The organism is Mesobacterium hydrothermale (assembly GCF_035818635.1).
Lineage (GTDB): Bacteria > Pseudomonadota > Alphaproteobacteria > Rhodobacterales > Rhodobacteraceae > Mesobacterium_A > Mesobacterium_A hydrothermale.
In genome coordinates, this window is sequence record NZ_JAYLLH010000018.1 from 29,925 (window position 1) to 48,785 (window position 18,861).

Consider the following 18,861-nt stretch of genomic DNA (forward strand, 5'->3'; position numbering starts at 1 on the left):
GTCTATTCGAAAAAGATCGCAGCCTGGTTGGTTTCCGACGTCACGGTCACCACCTCTGCCCAGTTGACGCTGCGCACCTTTTCGCTGGTGGCGGTGACGAATTGCTTGGTGTCGTCGTCAAGGACGTTGAACGCGGCGGTATAGTAAGACTGCGGCAGCATGTGCAGCGTCATCGCCAGCGCAAATCCCAGCAGTGCGCTGCCACTGTTATAGTAGCGGCGCGCCCGGAACAGGGCGCGCAGGATATGATAGCCAAGAAACACCACCGAAATCGACAGCGATGCCGACAGCGTCGCCATGACCGGATCGTGCATCGAGCGCGGCAGGGTGCTGCCATCCAGCGCGATTTCCACGCGGGTCCGGTTGAAGGCCACGAAAACGATGATGTAGGTCCAGAAGAAACCGATGTTCCACCACAGGAACGGGCGTTCCCCGCGCCGGTCCCGACGCAGGTGAAAGGGGGTGCGCAACCGGTACCGGCGGTCCACGCTGGCCAGCCGGTGGTAAAAGTCGTCACGCGTCTGTTTACGAACTATGGGTCTCATCACGGTTAACTCATAGGCCCGAAACGTGGCGTAAATGTGGATCGAACGCGGAGGAATGCTGGCTTTACCGGACGGAAACCGCGAAAATTTCCTAATGATTTTAAGGATTGACGCTGGATAGGGCCAATTGTGGCGCGTACGCCCGGGTTTGGCGCGAAACATGCGCCAAACCCGGGCGCGCCGGCCAGACAGTGCGCCGGCTCAGCTGACCGCGGCCAGCACCCGCGCCCAGCTGCGGATGCCCTTGTGGAAGCTTTCGAGATCGTATTTCTCGTTCGGGCTGTGGATCTGGTCGTCGTCCTTGCCAAACCCGATCAGCATCGCGTCCATGTCCAGAAGGTTCTTGAAATAGCCCGCGATCGGGATCGAGCCGCCGCAACCGACATAGGCCGCCGCGTCCGGCCATTCGTCCGACAGCGCTTGCCGGGCGGCCTCGAACGCGGGGTGGTCGGTCGACATGACCGACGCGGGCGAGGCGCCGTGGCCCTTGAACTCGACCTTGCAATCGGCGGGCACCATGGAGCGGACATGATCGCGAAAGCTTTCGCGCAGTGCATGCGGGTCCTGCTGGCCGACAAGACGGAAACTGATCTTGGCGCTGGCCTTGGACGGCAGGACGGTCTTGAACCCGTCCCCCTCATAGCCGCCGGAAATCCCGTTCACTTCGCAGGTCGGGCGCGACCACAGCATTTCCAGCGCGCTGCGGCCCTGTTCGCCCGCCGGATCGGCCAGCCCGACGTCCCCCAGGAAGGCCGAGGCGTCGAAGCCCAGCCCGTCCCATTGCGCCTTCAGCGCGTCAGGGATTTCCGGCACGCCGTCATAAAAGCCCGGCACGGTGATCCGCCCTGTGTCGTCGTGCAGTGCTGCGATGATCCTGGCCAGCACGCGGATCGGGTTCATCGCGGCACCGCCGTACATGCCCGAATGCAGGTCCTTGTCGGGACCGGTGATACAGACCTCTTCGCCCAGCAGCCCACGCAGCATGGTGGTGATCGCGGGTACCCGGCTGTCGAACAGGCCGGTGTCGCAGATCAAGGCGATATCCGCGGTCAGTTCCGCCGCGTTGTCCTTCATGAACGGGATCAGCGAGGGCGAGCCGCTCTCTTCCTCTCCTTCGAAGAAAAAGGTGATCTTGCAGGGCAGTTCCCCGTGCTCGGCCTTCCATGCCCGGCAAGCTTCGACAAAGGTCATAAGCTGGCCCTTGTCGTCGGACGATCCGCGCCCGCGGATGACACGTCCCCGGGGGGTGTCTTCGATTTGCGGGTCGAACGGATCGCGGTCCCAAAGCGTCAGCGGATCGACAGGTTGCACGTCGTAGTGGCCATAAAACAGCAGGTGCGGGCCGGGTCCGTCGATATGGCCCACGACCATCGGATGGCCCGACGTCGGACGCTTGCTGGCCTCGGCACCAAGCGATTGCAGATCGGCCACCAGCCAATCGGCGGCACGGTCGCACTCGGCCTTGAAGGCCGGATCGGTCGATATCGAGGGAATGCGCAGCAGATCCAGCAACCGGTCGGTTGCCGCCTCCAGATCGGAATCGATACGCGCCAGCACGGGATCGAGCGACATGAGATGTCCTTTCATGTTTGAAGTGATGCGGAGCGTATTGATGCGCGGGCAAACTGCAACCGGATTTCGGGCGGGATCGGCAAGGTCTGGCCTGATCGCCGTGCAGTGCCAGGGCCACGGGCAGGGCGGAACGATTCGTCTGCCGCAGTGCAGCGCTAACAGCGCAAAACCGGAAAACTTGTTTCCGATATGCGACATTTGCGCCTGACAACCCCCTGAAATCCCGTGACTCCTTGGTCGGGTTGACCCAAATCAAGGCTGCGACGGTTGGTCATTCCTTAAATATTTGCCACAAGCACGCCCAACCGCTAGTCATTCATAAAACTGAATGCGGAAATGTATACCGTACCACACCGCGCATCGCGCAGTGCAAGGAAGCAAGAAGGAGGAGCCCGGTGGACTACACCGCGAAACTCGACATCGCCCTGAACCGTCTTCACGAAGAAGGCCGTTACCGGACGTTCATCGACATCGAACGCAAGAAGGGCCAGTTTCCGCACGCGACCTGGTGCAAGCCTGACGGCAGCGAACAACCGATCACAGTCTGGTGCGGCAACGACTATCTTGGCATGGGTCAGCACCCCGTTGTCCTGGCCGCCATGCACGAGGCGATCGACGCCACCGGCGCAGGGTCGGGCGGCACCCGCAACATTTCCGGCACCACCGTGTATCACAAGCGGCTGGAAGCTGAACTGGCCGATTTGCACGGCAAGGAAGCGGCGCTGCTGTTCACCAGCGCGTACATCGCCAACGATGCCACGCTGTCGACCCTACCCAAACTGTTCCCCGGCCTGATCATCTATTCGGACGAACTGAACCACGCCTCGATGATCGAAGGTGTGCGCCGCAATGGCGGCAACAAGCGTATCTTCCGCCACAACGACGTGGCGCACCTGAGAGAGTTGCTGGAAGCCGACGATCCGCACGCGCCCAAGCTGATCGCGTTTGAATCGGTCTACTCGATGGATGGTGATTTCGGCCCGATCGAAGAAATCTGCGACCTCGCGGATGAATTCAACGCACTGACCTATATCGATGAAGTCCACGCGGTGGGCATGTACGGCCCGCGCGGCGCAGGTGTCTGCGAACGCGACCGGTTGATGCATCGCATCGACATCATCAATGCAACGCTGGCCAAGGCCTATGGCGTGATGGGCGGCTATATTGCCGCCTCGGCCAAGATGTGCGACGCCGTGCGGTCCTATGCGCCGGGCTTCATCTTTTCGACTTCGCTGGCGCCGGCGCTGGCGGCTGGGGCCCAGGCCTCTGTTGCCTTCCTGAAGACCAGCGAAGGCCAGAAACTGCGTGACCTGCACCAGGAACGCGCCAAGATCCTCAAGACCCGCCTGAAGGGTATGGGGATGCCGATCATCGATCACGGGTCGCACATCGTGCCGGTGATTGTCGGCGACCCGGTCCACACCAAGCAACTGTCCGACATGTTGCTGGAAGGCTATGGCATCTATGTCCAGCCGATCAACTTCCCGACCGTGCCGCGTGGCACCGAACGGCTGCGCTTCACCCCGTCTCCGGTTCATGGTCCGGGCGAAATGGACAAGCTGATCCGTGCAATGGACCAGCTATGGAGCCACTGTGCGCTGAATCGTGCCGAATTGAGCGCCTGACCTCTCTGCAAGTGCAAAATCACTTGCAGTGTGCTAACCTGCCGGAAATAAACGCATGGATCGAATCGTAATGGTCCATGCATGTTGGGCAGGCATGGGGCGATCAGAGATGGTGGAAGTGGGGCTACCGGCATGATCGGGTGGAAATCCCAGCGCAAGGACTCCTTCGAGGTCGTTGAGCCAAAGGGCTTTGACGATTTTGAACTGCGTCTTGGGGATCTGATGCGCGGCGAACGGGCGACGATGGGCAAGTCGCTTCTGGACGTACAGCGCGAATTGCGGATCAAGGCCAGCTATATTGCGGCCATCGAAAACTGTGACCCGTCTGCCTTCGATACCCCGGGCTTCATCGCCGGTTACGTACGGTCCTATGCGCGCTATCTGAATATGGACCCGGATGAAACCTATGCCGCGTTCTGCGCCGAAAGCGGGTTTGCAACCGCGCATGGCATGTCCGAAAAGGCATCCAGCATCCGCAAGTCCGACGTGATCGCACCCTCGGTGAAATCCGCCGATCGCGATATGTTCACCCAGCCCAACCTGCCGTTTGCCCCGGGTGCCGACAGCTTTCTGTCGCGGATTGAACCGGGCGCGCTTGGCTCGACACTGGTGTTGCTGCTGCTGATGGGCGGGATCGGCTATGGCGGCTGGTCCGTTCTGCAAGAGGTGCAGCGTGTCCAATTGTCGCCGGTGGAACAGACCCCGGTGGTGCTGTCCGACCTCGACCCGCTGCAAACTGCGGTCAAGCCTGTGGCCAATTCCGGCGATGCCGACATGGCCCGCGTCGACGCTGGCAACGGGGCCGGTGTGTTCACTCCTCCGGGGTCCGAGGCGATGGATCGCCTGTACCGCCCTCAGGCGCTGGACGTGCCGGTACTGATCGCGCGCGATGCGCCGATTTCCACGCTTGACCCGTCGACCGTCGGCGCCTTCGCCGAGGTGGCACGCCCGAACCTGCCGCAGATCGACACCGACAGCGCAGTTCAGATGGCGCTGACCGATCTGGGGGCGATTGCAGCCGATCCCGATGCTGCTCCGGTGCCGCAGCCCAAGGTGTTCGCCGATGGCGCGCCGGGCGTGACCATCGTTGCCGTGCGCCCGTCCTGGGTGCGCGTGCGCTCGGCCGAAGGCACTTCGATCTACGAGGGCATCATGAACGCCGGGGACACCTGGTCGGTGCCGCAACTGGCCGAGGCGCCGACGATCCGCGTCGGCGAATCCGGGGCGATCTATTTTGCCATGAACGGCAACGCTTACGGCCCTGCCGGTCCCAGCGGCTCTGTCACGTCGAACCTGCCCTTGGCGGTGGATCACCTGATCGCCACCTACCAGGTTGCCAATATCCAGGCGGATACCGATCTGGCCCGCGTGGTGGCCGAACTGGCCGACGCCCCGGTTCAGGACTGATCCTTTCACAACCCTGTCAGTACCACGCCCCGGGCCCGCCCCGGGGCCTTTTCGTTTGCGCCGTTCCGCGCTACACCACGCCGCAACAGGTCTGCCCGACAGGAGCCGTCAGATGAGCCTCAACCCCGTCCGTCCCTGGCGCAACATCTATCGCCGCGAAAGCCGCCAGATCATGGTCGGCACCGTGCCGGTTGGCGGAGATGCGCCGATCACCGTGCAGACCATGACCAACACGGTCACAACCGACATCAAGGGCACGATCGCGCAGGTCCAGGCCGCCGCCGATGCCGGGGCCGATATCGTGCGCGTCTCCGTCCCCGACGAAGACAGCGCCAGGGCGCTCAAGGACATCGTCCGCGAAAGCCCGGTGCCGATCGTTGCCGACATCCATTTCCACTATCGCCGCGGGATCGAGGCCGCCGAGGCCGGCGCCGCCTGCCTGCGCATCAACCCGGGCAACATCGGCAGCCAGGACCGCGTGCGCGAGGTGATCCGGGCCGCGCGCGATCACAACTGTTCGATCCGCATTGGCGTGAACGCGGGCAGCCTGGAAAAGCACCTGCTGGACAAATACGGCGAACCGACGCCCGACGCCATGGTCGAATCCGGCCTCGACCACATCAAGATCCTGCAAGACAACGATTTTCACGAATTCAAGATCAGCTGCAAAGCCTCCGATGTGTTCATGGCCGCCGCCGCCTACCAGAAATTGGCAGAGCTGACCGACGCCCCCATCCACCTGGGCATCACCGAGGCCGGCGGGCTGATGAGTGGCACGATCAAATCTGCCATTGGTCTTGGCAACCTGTTGTGGATGGGCATCGGCGACACGATCCGCGTCAGCCTGTCCGCCGACCCGGTGGAAGAGGTCAAGGTCGGCTACGAGATCCTGAAATCCCTGGGTCTGCGCCATCGCGGCGTCAACATCATCTCCTGCCCCAGTTGCGCGCGGCAGGGGTTCGACGTGATCAAGACCGTCGAGGCACTGGAAAAACGGCTGGAACATATCAAGACCCCGATGAGCCTCAGCATCATCGGCTGCGTCGTCAACGGCCCCGGAGAGGCGCTGATGACCGACGTGGGCTTCACCGGCGGCGGCGCGGGCAGCGGCATGGTCTACCTCGCGGGCAAGGCCAGCCACAAGCTGTCGAACGCGCAGATGGTCGATCACATCGTCGAACAGGTCGAAAAGAAAGCCGCCCAGATCGAGGCAGAGGCCGCGGCCGAGGCGACCGAATAACTCCTGCCTTCTTCTGGCGGAAAATATCCCACGGGGAGCGCGAGGGGTGTGAAACCCCTCGCTCCCGCGCGCGGCATCCGCGCTACCGGTTCAGATACCGCTGCAACACGAACACCGGCACATCACCCCGTACCATCATGTCGGGCAGCACGTAGGACGGCAGCAGGTCCAGCCCCAGCCGGCCCATCAACGCGGCATCTTTGGGGGTTTCATCCACGCGGATCACGGCAACGCGCAGCGCGCCGGCCTCTGCCAGGGCCGACAGGTCGCGTTCCGCCGTGGCGCAGCTGGCGCAGTCGGACGCGGTGAACATCACCAGCGCCGGCCTGCCCGCCGGGCCGAACCCGTCGCGGGCGGGGTCGAACAGGATCGCCGCCTCGCGCCCGATCAACGCAAGGTCATCGGCAATCGCGTCTTGGTAGGGGGAAGGGCCGGACAGCGCCTTTGCGACGATGTCCGGCTCTTCGGTCAGCAGCGCGCGCAGTTCGGCCCCAAGCGCCGCCCGGTCTCGGGATGCGTCGAACAGCCCCTCGGCCGCCCCCGACCCGCCGACCAGCATCGCACCCAGCGCCAGTGTGCGCACGGGCTCAGCCCTTGTCGCGCAGGTCCGCAACGATGCCGCGCATCGCGTCCAGCGGCACGTAGCCGCGCAGCATCTGGTCGCCCAGCACGAACGTGGGCGTGCCGTTGATCTGCAGCCGCCCGGCCAGTTGCCGGGTCTCTGTGATCACGCGGTCGACCTCGGGCGAGCCCATCTTGTCAAGGATCGCATCGGCATCCAGCCCCAGCGAGGTCGCAAGCCGGCGCAGCGCGGGCTCGGACGGCTCACCCTGCAGGGTGATCAGCGCGTCGTGCACTGATTTATAGGCCACGTCCCCGGCCACCATCCGCGTCGCGATGGCGAATTGCGACGACACCACCGAGGCGTCGCCAAGGATCGGGAATTCCTTGACGATGAAGCGGATATTGCCGTCGCTTGCGACCAGTTCGGACACTTCGTCATGCGCCTTGCGGCAATAGCCGCAGCGGTAGTCGGTGAATTCGACCAGCGTGATATCGCCGTCGAGGTTGCCGCCGACCCAGGAAAATCCGTCGTCGAACAGCGCTTGGGCGTTGACCTGAACCAGCATCGCGTCGTTCTGCTGGGCCTGTTCCTGCTGGCGCGCTTCCAGAACGGCAACGGCCTCCATGATGACCTCGGGGTTGTCCAGCAGGTACGCGCGCACCTCGGCACGGAAGGCGGCGCGTTCTTCGGTCGACATGTCGGTGATGTCGAAGGCCAGCGCGGGCGTGGTCATCGCGGCGCAAAGCGCCAGGGCGGACAGGGCGGTTTTCATTCATTTCTCCTTGCAGAAATCTTAACGGCGTTTCGCCTGTTGCGCTGCATGTAACACATCCATCGCGCGGTTCCATGGGCCGGATCCGCGCGGCAGCAGCGCCTCGGCGCGCTTGGCGTGAATCGCGGCGTTTTTCAGATCGCCCTGAAGGGCATAGCGTTCCGCCGTCACCACCGAGGCCATGCCGTTGTTGCCGGTCTTGGCATAGGCGACCGCCAGGTCGCGCAGCAGGCGTGGGTCGCGGAAATCGCGGGCACGGGCGGCCTCCAGCACCTTGAGCGCCTGTCCCGGTTGTCCGGCGGCCAGCAGCGCACGGCCATAGCCGCTGAGGATCAGCGGGTGATTGCCGGCCAGCTTGGCGGCACTGGCATACACACTGGTCGCGGACTTGTACTGCCGGCTTTCCAGCAGGATCTGCCCCTTGAGGTCCAGATACAGCGCATCGTTGCGGCGCAGCGCCAGGGCCGCATCGATTTCCTTGGTCGCGCGATTCAGATCGCTCTGCCGATGATAGGCCACGGCGCGGCGCATGTGGGCGATATCCTTGCTGACGCTGTCATCCGCGCGCCGCAGGGTCCAGCCCGGGGCGCGCAAGAACGCCGACAGCTTGCCCTTGGCCCGGTCGAACCAATAGTCTGCGGTGGGGTTCGGCGCGGTTTTCTTGCTGACGCTGGCCACCAATCCGGCCAGCGCCCGCCGCCGGTCGGAATTCATCGGGTGGGTGCGCATGTAGGGGTCTTGCCGCGCCTCTGACAGCACGTCCTGTCCCCGGAACAGTTCCTGCACGTCCATCGCGCCTTGCGGGTCGATGCCCGCCCGAACAAGATACCGGACAGAGCTGATATCGGCCGAGCTTTCCTCGGCCCGGGTGTGGGCAAAAAACAGCCGCATGGCAGAGCTTTGACTGCCGATGGCCAGCCCCGCCGCGGCCTTGCCCCCACCCGAAGCCGCAGCCGCTGCGGCCAGCGCCATGCCAATCCCCGCCGCGGTGCGCGCGCTGCGGAAATTCGACAACCGGCGCGAAATATGGCCGTTGGTGATATGCGCGGCCTCGTGCGCGATCACCGCTTGCAAGGCGGCAGCGCTGTCCAGTTTCAGGATCAGCCCGGAATGGATGAAAATCGCCTGGGTATCGACGACGAAGGCATTCAACGTGCCGTCGTGCACCACAAGGATCTTGACCTGGCTCGGGCTCAGTCCGGCGGCATGCAGCACCGGCTTGGCCAGTTCTGTCAGGGCATATTCTATGTCGGCATCGCGCAGCAGTGACGCGGCGCGCAACGGGGCCGCCGCCAGCAGTGCGGCGCACAGCATCACCATCGCTCCGATTACCTGCACCCGCCGCATTGACCTGCCCTGCCTTTCGCCCGTAACTCCTGCCATCGGCGGCAGTGTAGGGAGAACGGCATGAGAAACTCAAGACGGGGGGCGGTTGATCCCTTCATTGTGATGGATGTCATGGAAGCCGCCCGCCAGGCCGAGGCCGGGGGCCGTCACATCATCCACATGGAGGTGGGCCAGCCCGGCACGCCCGCGCCCGCCGCCGCCCGCGACGCGCTGGCCCGCGCGATGCAGACCGATCCGCTGGGGTATACCGTGGCGCTGGGGCTTCCGGCACTTCGGGACCGGATCGCAAGGCTTTACGGCGATTGGTATAATGTCGATCTTGACCCGGCCCGGGTGGTGGTCACGCCGGGGTCGTCGGGGGGCTTCATCCTTGCCTTTTCGGCGCTGTTCGATGCCGGTGACCGGGTGGCACTCGGCGCCCCGGGCTATCCGTCCTATCGCCAGATCCTGAAGGCCCTGGACCTTGTCCCGGTCGAGGTGCAGGCTAGGGCGGAAAACCGCCTGCAACCCACGCCCGAGGACCTGGCCGGGGTCGACTACGACGGGCTGATGGTTGCCTCTCCCGCCAACCCCACCGGCACGATGCTGGACCGCGATGCGCTTGGCGCGCTGGTCGATGCCGCGCAGGCGCGCGGGGCGGCGTTCCTGTCGGACGAGATCTATCACGGCATCGAATATGACCGCAAAACCGTGTCCGCGCTGGAAATCAGCGACGACGTCTGTGTCATCAACAGTTTTTCCAAATATTTCAGCATGACCGGCTGGCGCGCGGGCTGGCTGGTGGTGCCCGAAGGCCAGGTGCGCCAGGTCGAGCGGCTGGCGCAGAACCTGTTCATCTGCCCGCCCCACGCAAGCCAGATCGCCGCCCTTGCCGCGATGGACGCGACCGAAGAGCTGGAGGCCAACATGGCGGTCTATCGCAAGAACCGCGCGCTGATGCTGGAAGGGCTGCCCAAGGCCGGGTTCGACCGGATCGCGCCGCCGGACGGGGCGTTCTATGTGTATGCCGATGTCAGCCACCTGACCGACGACAGCCGCGCCTTTGCGCAGGATATCCTTGCCGAAGCGGGAGTTGCGGTGACACCGGGGCTGGATTTCGACCTTGACCGCGGGGCGGGGACCTTGCGGTTTTCCTATGCCCGTGCGACGGCGGATATCGAAGAAGGGCTGGAACGGCTGCGGGCCTTCATGCGGAAACGCGGGCATCTGGCGCAATCGTGACCCGTCCTGCGCGCAGTGTCTTGTCGAATGTCCGCGACCGGAAGGCGCGACTGGTGTAGGCTGGGCAAAAGGCAACCAAGACCGTAATGGCGATGAGCAGATTTGTTTTGATCCTGTCCGTTCTGGCCGGGCTGCTGGGAGGCCCGCTTTGGGCCCAGGGCTTCGGGGCGCTGGCCCGGCTTGATGCCGGGGCCAGCCACCTGCGCGACCGGACCTTTGGCGGAAGCGAACTTGTGCTGACGCTGAGCCAGGGCGTACCCTACCGCGTTTTCACCCTGACCGAACCGAACCGGCTTGTGCTGGATTTCCGCGAGGTCGACTGGCAGGGCACCGATCCGAAGGCGTTGCTGGACAGCAAGCGCGTGAGCGAGCTGCGGTTCGGCGGCTTCCGTCCCGGCTGGTCCCGGCTGGTGGCGGTGCTGAAAGAGCCGCTGGCCGTCACCACCGCCGGTCTTGCGACCGAGGGGCAGGGCGGCGCCGTGCTGACCGTGGCCTTGTCGCCGGTGACGCAGGCCGACTTTGACCAGACCGCCGGTGCGCCGCATGACCCGCGTTGGGACCTGCCGCCTGCCGCCGACGTTCAGTCGCCGCGAGACCGCAACGCCCCGAACCGTCCGCTGGTTGTGATGATCGACCCGGGCCATGGCGGCATCGACCCCGGTGCCATCAACGGCGAGGCGACCGAGGCGCGGCTGATGCTGGCGATGGCACGCGAACTGCGCGAGACCCTGCGCCGCGAAGGCGGGTTCGAGGTGCATCTGACCCGCGATTCCGACACGTTCGTTTCGCTTGAGGCGCGGGTGGAACTGGCCCATGCGGTGCAGGCCGATGTGTTCATCTCTTTGCACGCCGATGCGCTGGCGGCGGGGCAGGCCAGTGGCGCGACGGTTTACACCCTGTCAGACGAAGCGTCCGACGCGGCATCCGCCGCGCTGGCCGAACGTCACGACCGCGATGACCTGCTGGCAGGTCTGGACCTGTCGGGGTCGGACGACCAGGTCGCGGGCGTGTTGCTGGACCTGGCCCGGCTGGACAACACCCCGCGCAGCGAGGCAATGGCGAAATACCTTGTCGCGGGGATCCGCAACGCGGTGGGCCGGGTTCACAAACGCCCGTTGTTGCAGGCTGATTTTTCCGTCCTGAAGGCCGCCGACATTCCGTCGGTGCTGGTCGAGGTCGGGTTCCTGTCCACCAATGACGACCTGCGCAACCTGCAAGACCCGATCTGGCGCGCCAGCATGGCGGCGGGGCTGCGCGACGGTCTCAAGGCGTGGGCGCTGGAGGACGCGGCGCTGGCGCGGCTCAGGCGGCAATAAGTGCGGTCACATCTGCGGGAACCCGCCGGTTGCCGGGCGGTAATGCTTTTGACCGCAAGGCGGTTCCGGTATACTGAGCGCCAAACTGTTAAAGGGCGCTCAGCATTGATCCGCTTCATCCTTTCCTTCCTTGGCTCGATCTTCAGCGTTGTGACGTTGGGGCTGATGATGGTTGCGCTGACCATCGGTGCGATTTTCTGGATGTACGGCCGCGATCTGCCCAGCCATGAAAGCCTGGCCCAATACACGCCGCCCACGATCAGCCGGATCTATTCGGTACAGGGCCGGATCATCGACGAATTCGCCCAGGAACGCCGCCTGTTCACCCCTGCCGATGAAATTCCGGACCTTGTGAAACAGGCCTTCATTTCGGCGGAAGACAAGAATTTCTACCAGCACAAGGGCTATGACCTGATGGGCATCGCCGCCGCAGCCTTTGATGCGGTGAAATCGCGCGGCTCGAACGTGCGGGGTGCGTCGACCATCACCCAGCAGGTGATGAAGAACTTCCTGCTGTCCGGCGACCGCCGGGTCGAACGCAAGATCAAGGAAATCATCCTGGCCAGCCGCGTGGAAGAGGCGCTGTCCAAAGACAAGATCCTGGAACTTTATCTGAACGAGATCTTCCTCGGCCAGAACTCGTACGGGGTGACCGCTGCGGCGCAGACCTACTTCAACAAGTCCCTGTCGGAACTGGCCCCGCACGAAGCCGCGATGCTGGCGTCGCTGCCCAAGGCGCCGGGCGATTATCACCCGGTGCGTCGCAAGCAGCGTCTGACCGATCGCCGCAATTTCGTGCTGAAAGAGATGTACGAGAACGGCTATATCACCAAGGCCGTTTATGAATCCGAGCGGCAGCAGCCGCTGCGCTCGGTCCAGAATGGCGATTTCGAGCCGTTCCAGCAGCAACTTCCGCCGCGCGACTATTTCACCGATGAAATCCGTCGCCAACTCAGCCGCGACTTCGGCGAGGGCGAATTCTTCTCGGGCGGGTTCAGCGTGCGCGCCACGGTCGACCCGGAAATGCAGGTTCTGGCCGCACGATCGTTGCGCAAGGCGCTGGAAGATTACGACCGCAGCCTGGGCCGCTGGCGCGGCACCGGCAAGGAAATCGACGTTGCCGCGCTGGATGACGAAGACAGCTGGCGCGCAGCGCTGGCCGAGGTGCGCGTCGCCCGCGACATTGATCTTGACGGCGTCTGGCACGTCGCCGTGGTACGCGAGGTCGGCGATCAGTCGATGCGCTTGCTGATCGAAGACGTGCAAGAGTCCGAGGCAGAACCGTTCGTCGTGCCGCGCAAGGACATTGCCTGGATGAAGGGCAGCTTCAAGGACAACTTCAAGCCCGGCGACGTGGTGCATGTGCGCCGCATGACGACGGGCAATGACGGGCAGGGCGATTTCATCCGCTGGACGCTGCGGCAGGTGCCGCAAGTGCAGGGCGGTTTCATGGCGATGGACGTGAACAACGGCCGCGTGATCGCGATGCAGGGCGGCTTCAGCTATCAGAACTCGGTCTTCAACCGTGCAACGCAGGCGATGCGCCAGCCGGGCTCCAGCTTCAAGCCCTTCGTCTATGCGTCGGCGCTGGACAGCGGCTATTCCCCGGCCACCATCGTGATCGACGCCCCGATCGAAATCGACACGCCGCAGGGAGTCTGGCGACCCAAGAACGCCAGCAACCAATATTATGGCCCAACCCCGTTGCGCACCGGGATCGAACGGTCGCGGAACCTGATGACCATCCGCCTTGCGCAAGAGGTGGGGATGGACGTGGTCGGCGCCTATGCCGAACGGTTCGGCGTCTACGAACACCTGTCGCCGGTGCTGGCCAACGCGCTGGGAAGCCAGGAAACCACGCTTTACCGCATGGTTGCGGCCTATGCGATGTTCGCCAACGGCGGCGAACGGGTAGAGCCCACGCTGGTCGACCGCGTGCAGGACCGGTTCGGCCAGACCGTTTATCGTCACGACCGTCGCGAATGCCTCGATTGCGAAAACCCCGCCATCCCGCGCGACCTGAGCCCGCAGATCGTATCGCATCGCGAACGGGTGATGGACCCGGTGACCGCCTATCAGCTGACCTCGATGATGCAAGGCGTGGTGCAGCGCGGCACCGCCTCGGGCACGGTCAAGCTGCCGGTGCCGACCGCGGGCAAGACCGGCACCACCAACGATGCCAAGGACGTCTGGTTCATCGGCTTCACCTCGAACATCGTGGCGGGCTGCTACATTGGCTATGACCAGCCGAAATCGCTGGGCCGCGGCGCGTCGGGCGGCGGCATGTGTGGGCCGGTGTTCCAGCGTTTCATGACCGAGGCGATCCAGAAATACGGCGGTGGCCGGTTCAAGGTGCCGACGGCTTGCATGTTCATCAACATCGACCGCTATACCGGGGCCCGCCTGTCGGATTCCGCCAGCGGCCCGAACGTCGTGTCGGAATGTTTCCGTGATGGCGAAGAGCCGATCTTTGGCATCCAGTTCGACGGCGGGTTCGCCATGGGTGGGAATTTCGACATCATTCAGCATGACGCTCAGGGCCAGGAAGTCACCACAACCACCGGCAAGCGCGTCACCGTCGGCCCCAAGGCGAGCTTTGGCTCGCTCAGCTCGGGCGGGCTGTACTAACCACCGAAAGACGCGCCGCACGTTCCACGGCGCCCCGGCCCAAGCCCGCTTGTCGCGCGGCTTGGGCCTTGCTATCAGGCACATCTGAAACTTCAGACGGAAATACCGGACATGCGTGCAGAAACCGAAAACACCGTGGCAAGAATCGAAAAATCGCTGGAGCTTCTGGCCCAGCGGCTTGGCGACACCGCGCAGCACCGGCTGGAGGAATTCAACGCCCGCGTCGAAGATCCCGACCTGTGGAACGACCCCGCCGCCGCGCAAAAGCTGATGCGCGAACGCCAGTCGCTGGTCGATGCGATGGACACCTACCAGTCGATCAGGCAAGAGCTGTCCGACAATGTCGAATTGATCGAACTGGGCGAGATGGAAGACGACGCAGAGGTCGTGGCAGAGGCAGAGGCCGCGCTGACCGCGCTCGCCGACAAGGCCGCCACCAAGGAACTCGAAGCGCTCCTGGACGGCGAAAGCGACGCCAACGACGCGTTCCTGGAAATCAAGGCAGGCGCCGGCGGGACCGAAGCCTGCGACTGGGCCTCGATGCTGGCGCGGATGTATGTCCGCTGGGCCGAACGCCGCGGGTTCGAGGTCGAGCTTCAGGAAGAACAGGCCGGCGCCGAGGCCGGGATCAAATCGGCGACCTACCAGATCAAGGGCCACAACGCCTATGGCTGGCTGAAATCCGAAAGCGGCACCCATCGCCTTGTGCGCATTTCGCCGTTTGGCAAGGGCACCCGCGAAACCAGCTTTGCCGCCGTTGGCGCCTATCCGGTGATCGACGACAACATCGAGATCGAGGTGAACCCGGCCGACATCCGCATCGACACGTTCCGCAGTTCCGGCGCGGGCGGTCAGCACGTCAACACCACCGACTCGGCCGTTCGGATCACGCACCACCCGACAGGTATCGTGGTGACCAGTTCTGAAAAATCGCAGCACCAGAACCGCGACATCGCGATGAAGGCACTGAAATCCCGCCTCTACCAGATGGAGCTCGATCGTCGCAGCGCCGAGGTCAACGCCCTGCACGAAGCCAAGGGCGATGCCGGTTGGGGCAACCAAATCCGGTCGTATGTCCTGCAACCCTACCAGATGGTCAAGGACCTGCGGACCAACGTCGAAACCTCTGATACGCAAGGGGTTCTTGACGGCGACCTTGACCCGTTCATGGCCGCGACCCTGGCCCAGAAGGTGGCCGGCAAATCCCGCGCCGACGCCCGCGGCACGGACTGATCGCCCACTCAGGTTTGGTTTTTCGAATATGTTGCGCTGCGGCGCGGCAGAACAATTATCTTGCGCGCGCCAACATTCCTTTGCTTAGATATGTCCCGAGAGGACGCAACGTCAGGGCCAAGGGGAGAGGGCGCCGCGATGCCATATACACCAGAGCTGGGGGTCCCCCAACTTGGAGCCGTCAGTGCAGCCACATTCAAGGAAGCCTTGCGCCGGGGTTGGCGCGACTATCGCCGCGCCCGCGGTTTCGCGCTGATCTTTGCCGGGTTCTACGTGCTCAGTGGCTGGTTCATGCTGTGGCTGACCTGGAGCACCGGCACGACGTTCTGGCTGGTGCTGGCGGCCATCGGTTTTCCGCTGCTGGGTCCTTTCGCCGCCACCGGCTTCTACGACGTCAGCCGCCGGCTGCAACGCGGCGACGCCACCGACTGGATGCAGATCTTCAGCGTGGTCTGGCGTCAGTCCAAACGTCAGCTGCCGTCGATCAGCGCGGTGATCGTCTTCGTTTTCCTGTTCTGGTTCTTCCTGGGCCACATGATCTTTGCCCTGTTCCTCGGCCTGTCCACGATGACCAACGTCAGCAGTTCTTTCGGGGTCTATTTGACCGCCAACGGCCTGACGATGCTTGCCGTGGGCTCGGTGGTCGGTGGTGCCTTCGCGCTGCTGCTCTACATGATCACCGTGCTGTCCCTGCCGCTGCTGCTGGATCGTGAGGTCGATTTCGTCACCGCGATGATCACCTCGTTCCAATACGTGCTGCGCCATCCGGTGCAGATGATCGGCTGGGGCATTTTCATTGCGGTCACCACGTTCATCGCGATGATTCCGGCCTTCGTGGGGCTTTGCGTGGTGCTTCCGGTGCTGGGCCACGCCACCTGGCATGTCTACCAGATCCTCGCCTACGAAACCGCACCCGAGCAAGAGCGGGTGGTTCAACTGGCCTGAAGCCACCCAGCCCCTTTCATCTTTCCGAAAATACTCCGGGGGGCTGGCCCGACGGGCCAGCGGGGCAGCGCCCCAAGCCCGCATCGGTGCTGCCGCATGCTGTCCCGATGCTGACCAGGTTTGCGGGCCGATGGTCCGCACGCCGCTGTTCCGGATCATTGGGTTTTCCGGGCCTCAGGTCTCGCGCCCCATCGCAACCAGCCGTGCATGCAGCCCCGTGGCGCGGACATCGCCCAGTTCCAGCGCATAGACATAGGCATGGGTCAGGTAGAACCCCTGCGCAACCGCGCTGTTGGCGTGCTCCCCGGCCTCGGTATAAAGCCCCACCAGTGCCCGCGTGTCGCCACGGGCATGGGCGGCCAGCAACCGGGCCTCCAGATCGTTCATTCCGCCGCCTGCGCCTGCATGCGATAGCCCTCGACCTGTATCGCCACCCAGTCGTGGAAGCAATGGGTCGGCCCGTCCATCGCGGGCGAAAACTTGCCGCCGTCGAAGCCGCTGGCATGGCGCCCGCGCTGCATGCCCTCGACGACAAAGACGTCTTCCTCGAACACGACCTTCCACTGCGCGGTGTTGCGGGCCCGCAGCGCGGGGTCGGTGTCGGGCACGGAATAGTACAGGTGAATATGCTCTACCGTACGATCCATTCCTTGCGGTTCCAGGATGATCGCGAAAGCATGATCGCGATGGGTGCCCAGCAGAACGTTTGGATAGACCGCCAGGTATTCCGCCTGTTCGTTCCACTTTTCACCGACATCCGGGAAATCGGGAAAGGTGGTGCCGTTGTCGTCGGTCAATTGCCGATAGACCAGCGTTCCCTGACCGGAAAAGGCGCCGGGCTGCTCGATGTTGTAATGGTCCTCCAGCCTGGAATAGCTGTTCAGCCCGGGATGAACCCAGGGCAGGTGATAGCTCTCGCAATAGTTTTCAACCGCCAGTTTCCAGTTGGTCTGCACCTCCAGCGTAAACCGGCTGTCCGCACCGCCGTGATACAAGGGAAGGTCGAATTCGCGCCAGCGGTCGATGGCGCCGGCCATCGCCACGTCAAAGTCCGGCGCATCGCCCGACATGTTGATCCAGACCACGTCCCGCCAGACCTGGCTGCGCACCTCGACCAGTCCCAGCGCGTCACGCTGGATCGCGTCATGGGTGTTCTGCCCCGGGCCCCCGACATGGGGCGTACTGACCAGCCGGCCCTCGGTGCTGTAGCACCAGCTGTGATAGGGGCACCGGATCGCGCCTTCGATTTTGCGCGGCTCTTCCACCAGGATCATCCCGCGGTGGCGGCAGATGTTCTGGAAAACCCGTACCGTGCCGTCCTTGCCGCGCAACAGCAGCAGCGGCATGCCAAGGAAGGTCAGCGGTTTTGCGTCGCCGGGGTCCGGGACGTCCGCTGCCACCGCCAGCCCTGCCCATTGCCGGAACAGCAGCGCCTCGCGTTCTTCGGCAAAGACCGCGGGATCGGTATAGTGCGCGTTCGGCAATCCCAGCGCGGTGGTGACGGGCTGGCGAACGGCGGAAAGGTCCGTGTTCCGGGACATGGCTGCGCTCCTTCTGGCTGGGCTCGGAACGAGTCAACGCCAGTTCGCGCCATTTCGATATCTCAGGGGCGACACGGTTTGTCGCGGCGCGACATGGCAAGGATCACGAGAACGGTTTGCCCACCTGAAGCTGGGTGCGGTGAAACGGCAGAAGGTCTGCCTCGTCGCACAGGCCCGTCGACCGCATGACGCGCAGCTTGTCGGCAAAGCTGCCATTGATGTATTCGACCACCAGCCGGGCGGCGCGCTTTCCGGTCACCGATTCCCGTGCGGTCCGCGTGGTGTAGCCGACCCAGTAATTGTTGTCGAAAGACGACTGCCGCGACAGGTAAGTGAAGGAAAAGGTCAGTGCGTTGCGGCGGCTGACCAGCATTGCCACGCCGCCTTCCTGCGGCATGACGAAGCCGCGGAATTCCCGCGCCTTCGGCGTGGCAGGCAGGCCCTGTTGCACCATCGCCTTCTTCGCCTCGTAGCCGCGCACGAAGGTGTGCTTGTCCTTGCGATAGATCTGCACGACGTTCACCACAAAGGTGCCGTTGTCCATGAAACTGCCCCGGGAAAACCGGTACAGACCGCTTGGCATCAGCTCTTCAGACACCGTTTCCGTGCCGTTGCCCAGGAATTCACGGATCTCTGGGTGGTGAAACAGGTCCGAGGTCAACTCGGCGATTTCGTCGACCGGCTCCAGCAGAATGCGCGCGTCCACACCGAAGAACTGACAAATCTTGTACAGCACATCCGGCCGGGGAAAACTTTCCCCGGACAGGTAGCGGTTGAACTGCGTCCGGTTGATCCCAAGGTCGCGGCACAGCGCCGAAATTGACGGGGCGACCTTCGAAAGCTGACGCAAATTGGCGCCAAACATGTTGCGCAGATCCGCCGGGCTGGGCATGGCCTGAGGGGC

16 protein-coding genes are annotated in these 18,861 nt (G+C 63.9%); 8 read left to right on the forward strand and 8 right to left on the reverse strand.

The genetic code is table 11. From position 1 onward, the window contains the following. Nucleotides 1-2: 2 nt before the first annotated feature. Together VK792_RS12885 and VK792_RS12890 are read right to left on the reverse strand one after the other, a co-directional pair. Entirely contained in the window at nt 3-545 is a 543-nt protein-coding gene (locus VK792_RS12885; RefSeq protein WP_326297920.1) for a hypothetical protein, read from the reverse strand. 201 nt (nt 546-746) lie between these two features. Then, nucleotides 747-2,117 (reverse strand): M20/M25/M40 family metallo-hydrolase, encoded by a 1,371-nt coding sequence (locus VK792_RS12890; RefSeq protein ID WP_326297974.1) that lies wholly within the window; start codon nt 2,115-2,117, stop codon nt 747-749. Nucleotides 2,118-2,512: 395 nt separating this feature from the next. On the opposite strand from VK792_RS12890, the gene hemA reads away from it, so the two are divergent. The 3 genes from hemA to ispG all read left to right on the forward strand — a co-directional run bounded on the left by hemA (nt 2,513) and on the right by ispG (nt 6,389). Next, complete coding sequence (gene hemA, locus VK792_RS12895; protein WP_326297921.1) at nt 2,513-3,742, forward strand: 5-aminolevulinate synthase; 1,230 nt, start codon at nt 2,513-2,515, stop codon at nt 3,740-3,742. Nucleotides 3,743-3,874: 132 nt separating this feature from the next. Beyond that, nucleotides 3,875-5,149, forward strand: a complete 1,275-nt coding sequence (locus VK792_RS12900; protein ID WP_326297922.1) for a helix-turn-helix domain-containing protein — start codon at nt 3,875-3,877, stop codon at nt 5,147-5,149. A gap of 112 nt (nt 5,150-5,261) precedes the next feature. Beyond that, the gene (gene ispG, locus VK792_RS12905) at nt 5,262-6,389 is read left to right on the forward strand and encodes a flavodoxin-dependent (E)-4-hydroxy-3-methylbut-2-enyl-diphosphate synthase (protein WP_326297923.1); all 1,128 of its coding nucleotides are present in this window, start codon (nt 5,262-5,264) and stop codon (nt 6,387-6,389) included. An 82-nt stretch (nt 6,390-6,471) separates the two neighbouring features. On the opposite strand, the gene VK792_RS12910 is transcribed toward ispG, so the two are convergent. The 3 genes from VK792_RS12910 to VK792_RS12920 are packed head-to-tail and all read right to left on the reverse strand — an operon-like array spanning nt 6,472 to nt 9,073. Then, the gene (locus VK792_RS12910) at nt 6,472-6,972 is read right to left on the reverse strand and encodes a thioredoxin domain-containing protein (protein WP_326297924.1); all 501 of its coding nucleotides are present in this window, start codon (nt 6,970-6,972) and stop codon (nt 6,472-6,474) included. A gap of 4 nt (nt 6,973-6,976) precedes the next feature. Further along, nucleotides 6,977-7,726: a DsbA family protein gene (locus VK792_RS12915; protein WP_326297925.1), complete on the reverse strand. Its 750-nt coding sequence runs from the start codon at nt 7,724-7,726 to the stop codon at nt 6,977-6,979. 21 nt (nt 7,727-7,747) lie between these two features. Next, a complete protein-coding gene (locus tag VK792_RS12920; RefSeq protein ID WP_326297926.1) occupies nt 7,748-9,073 on the reverse strand; it encodes a M48 family metalloprotease in 1,326 nt (441 codons plus the stop codon). A 60-nt stretch (nt 9,074-9,133) separates the two neighbouring features. On the opposite strand from VK792_RS12920, the gene VK792_RS12925 reads away from it, so the two are divergent. The 5 genes from VK792_RS12925 (at nt 9,134) to VK792_RS12945 (ending at nt 16,416) form a co-directional block, all read left to right on the forward strand. Further along, the gene (locus VK792_RS12925) at nt 9,134-10,294 is read left to right on the forward strand and encodes a pyridoxal phosphate-dependent aminotransferase (RefSeq protein WP_326297927.1); all 1,161 of its coding nucleotides are present in this window, start codon (nt 9,134-9,136) and stop codon (nt 10,292-10,294) included. Nucleotides 10,295-10,386: 92 nt separating this feature from the next. After that, nucleotides 10,387-11,610, forward strand: a complete 1,224-nt coding sequence (locus VK792_RS12930) for an N-acetylmuramoyl-L-alanine amidase (RefSeq protein WP_326297928.1) — start codon at nt 10,387-10,389, stop codon at nt 11,608-11,610. 105 nt (nt 11,611-11,715) lie between these two features. Beyond that, nucleotides 11,716-14,238, forward strand: a complete 2,523-nt coding sequence (locus VK792_RS12935; protein WP_326297929.1) for a penicillin-binding protein 1A — start codon at nt 11,716-11,718, stop codon at nt 14,236-14,238. Nucleotides 14,239-14,349: 111 nt separating this feature from the next. After that, entirely contained in the window at nt 14,350-15,471 is a 1,122-nt protein-coding gene (gene prfB / locus VK792_RS12940; protein ID WP_326297930.1) for a peptide chain release factor 2, read from the forward strand. Between the two features lie 138 nt (nt 15,472-15,609). After that, the gene (locus tag VK792_RS12945) at nt 15,610-16,416 is read left to right on the forward strand and encodes a DUF2189 domain-containing protein (protein WP_326297931.1); all 807 of its coding nucleotides are present in this window, start codon (nt 15,610-15,612) and stop codon (nt 16,414-16,416) included. A 174-nt stretch (nt 16,417-16,590) separates the two neighbouring features. Here VK792_RS12945 and VK792_RS12950 read toward each other — a convergent pair whose 3' ends face one another. From VK792_RS12950 to VK792_RS12960, 3 genes are all read right to left on the reverse strand, one after another. Beyond that, entirely contained in the window at nt 16,591-16,803 is a 213-nt protein-coding gene (locus VK792_RS12950; RefSeq protein WP_326297932.1) for a hypothetical protein, read from the reverse strand. Continuing rightward, nucleotides 16,800-17,957, reverse strand: coding sequence for an aromatic ring-hydroxylating oxygenase subunit alpha (locus tag VK792_RS12955; RefSeq protein WP_326297933.1), 1,158 nt, complete (start codon nt 17,955-17,957; stop codon nt 16,800-16,802). Before VK792_RS12955 ends, VK792_RS12950 begins: the two co-directional genes overlap by 4 nt. A gap of 103 nt (nt 17,958-18,060) precedes the next feature. Continuing rightward, nucleotides 18,061-18,849, reverse strand: a complete 789-nt coding sequence (locus tag VK792_RS12960) for a helix-turn-helix domain-containing protein (protein ID WP_326297934.1) — start codon at nt 18,847-18,849, stop codon at nt 18,061-18,063. Nucleotides 18,850-18,861: the final 12 nt, after the last annotated feature.

What these genes read in the sequence shown, in the direction of transcription:
- VK792_RS12900 (WP_326297922.1), top strand. Translation starts at nt 3,875, where the DNA reads ATGATCGGGTGGAAATCCCAGCGCAAGGACTCCTTCGAGGTCGTTGAG.
- VK792_RS12960 (WP_326297934.1), bottom strand. Translation starts at nt 18,849, where the DNA reads ATGCCCAGCCCGGCGGATCTGCGCAACATGTTTGGCGCCAATTTGCGT.
- prfB (WP_326297930.1), top strand. Translation starts at nt 14,350, where the DNA reads ATGCGTGCAGAAACCGAAAACACCGTGGCAAGAATCGAAAAATCGCTG.
- VK792_RS12915 (WP_326297925.1), bottom strand. Translation starts at nt 7,726, where the DNA reads ATGAAAACCGCCCTGTCCGCCCTGGCGCTTTGCGCCGCGATGACCACG.
- VK792_RS12950 (WP_326297932.1), bottom strand. Translation starts at nt 16,803, where the DNA reads ATGAACGATCTGGAGGCCCGGTTGCTGGCCGCCCATGCCCGTGGCGAC.
- ispG (WP_326297923.1), top strand. Translation starts at nt 5,262, where the DNA reads ATGAGCCTCAACCCCGTCCGTCCCTGGCGCAACATCTATCGCCGCGAA.
- VK792_RS12885 (WP_326297920.1), bottom strand. Translation starts at nt 545, where the DNA reads ATGAGACCCATAGTTCGTAAACAGACGCGTGACGACTTTTACCACCGG.
- VK792_RS12955 (WP_326297933.1), bottom strand. Translation starts at nt 17,957, where the DNA reads ATGTCCCGGAACACGGACCTTTCCGCCGTTCGCCAGCCCGTCACCACC.
- VK792_RS12925 (WP_326297927.1), top strand. Translation starts at nt 9,134, where the DNA reads ATGAGAAACTCAAGACGGGGGGCGGTTGATCCCTTCATTGTGATGGAT.
- VK792_RS12920 (WP_326297926.1), bottom strand. Translation starts at nt 9,073, where the DNA reads ATGCGGCGGGTGCAGGTAATCGGAGCGATGGTGATGCTGTGCGCCGCA.
- VK792_RS12945 (WP_326297931.1), top strand. Translation starts at nt 15,610, where the DNA reads ATGCCATATACACCAGAGCTGGGGGTCCCCCAACTTGGAGCCGTCAGT.
- VK792_RS12890 (WP_326297974.1), bottom strand. Translation starts at nt 2,117, where the DNA reads ATGTCGCTCGATCCCGTGCTGGCGCGTATCGATTCCGATCTGGAGGCG.
- VK792_RS12930 (WP_326297928.1), top strand. Translation starts at nt 10,387, where the DNA reads ATGAGCAGATTTGTTTTGATCCTGTCCGTTCTGGCCGGGCTGCTGGGA.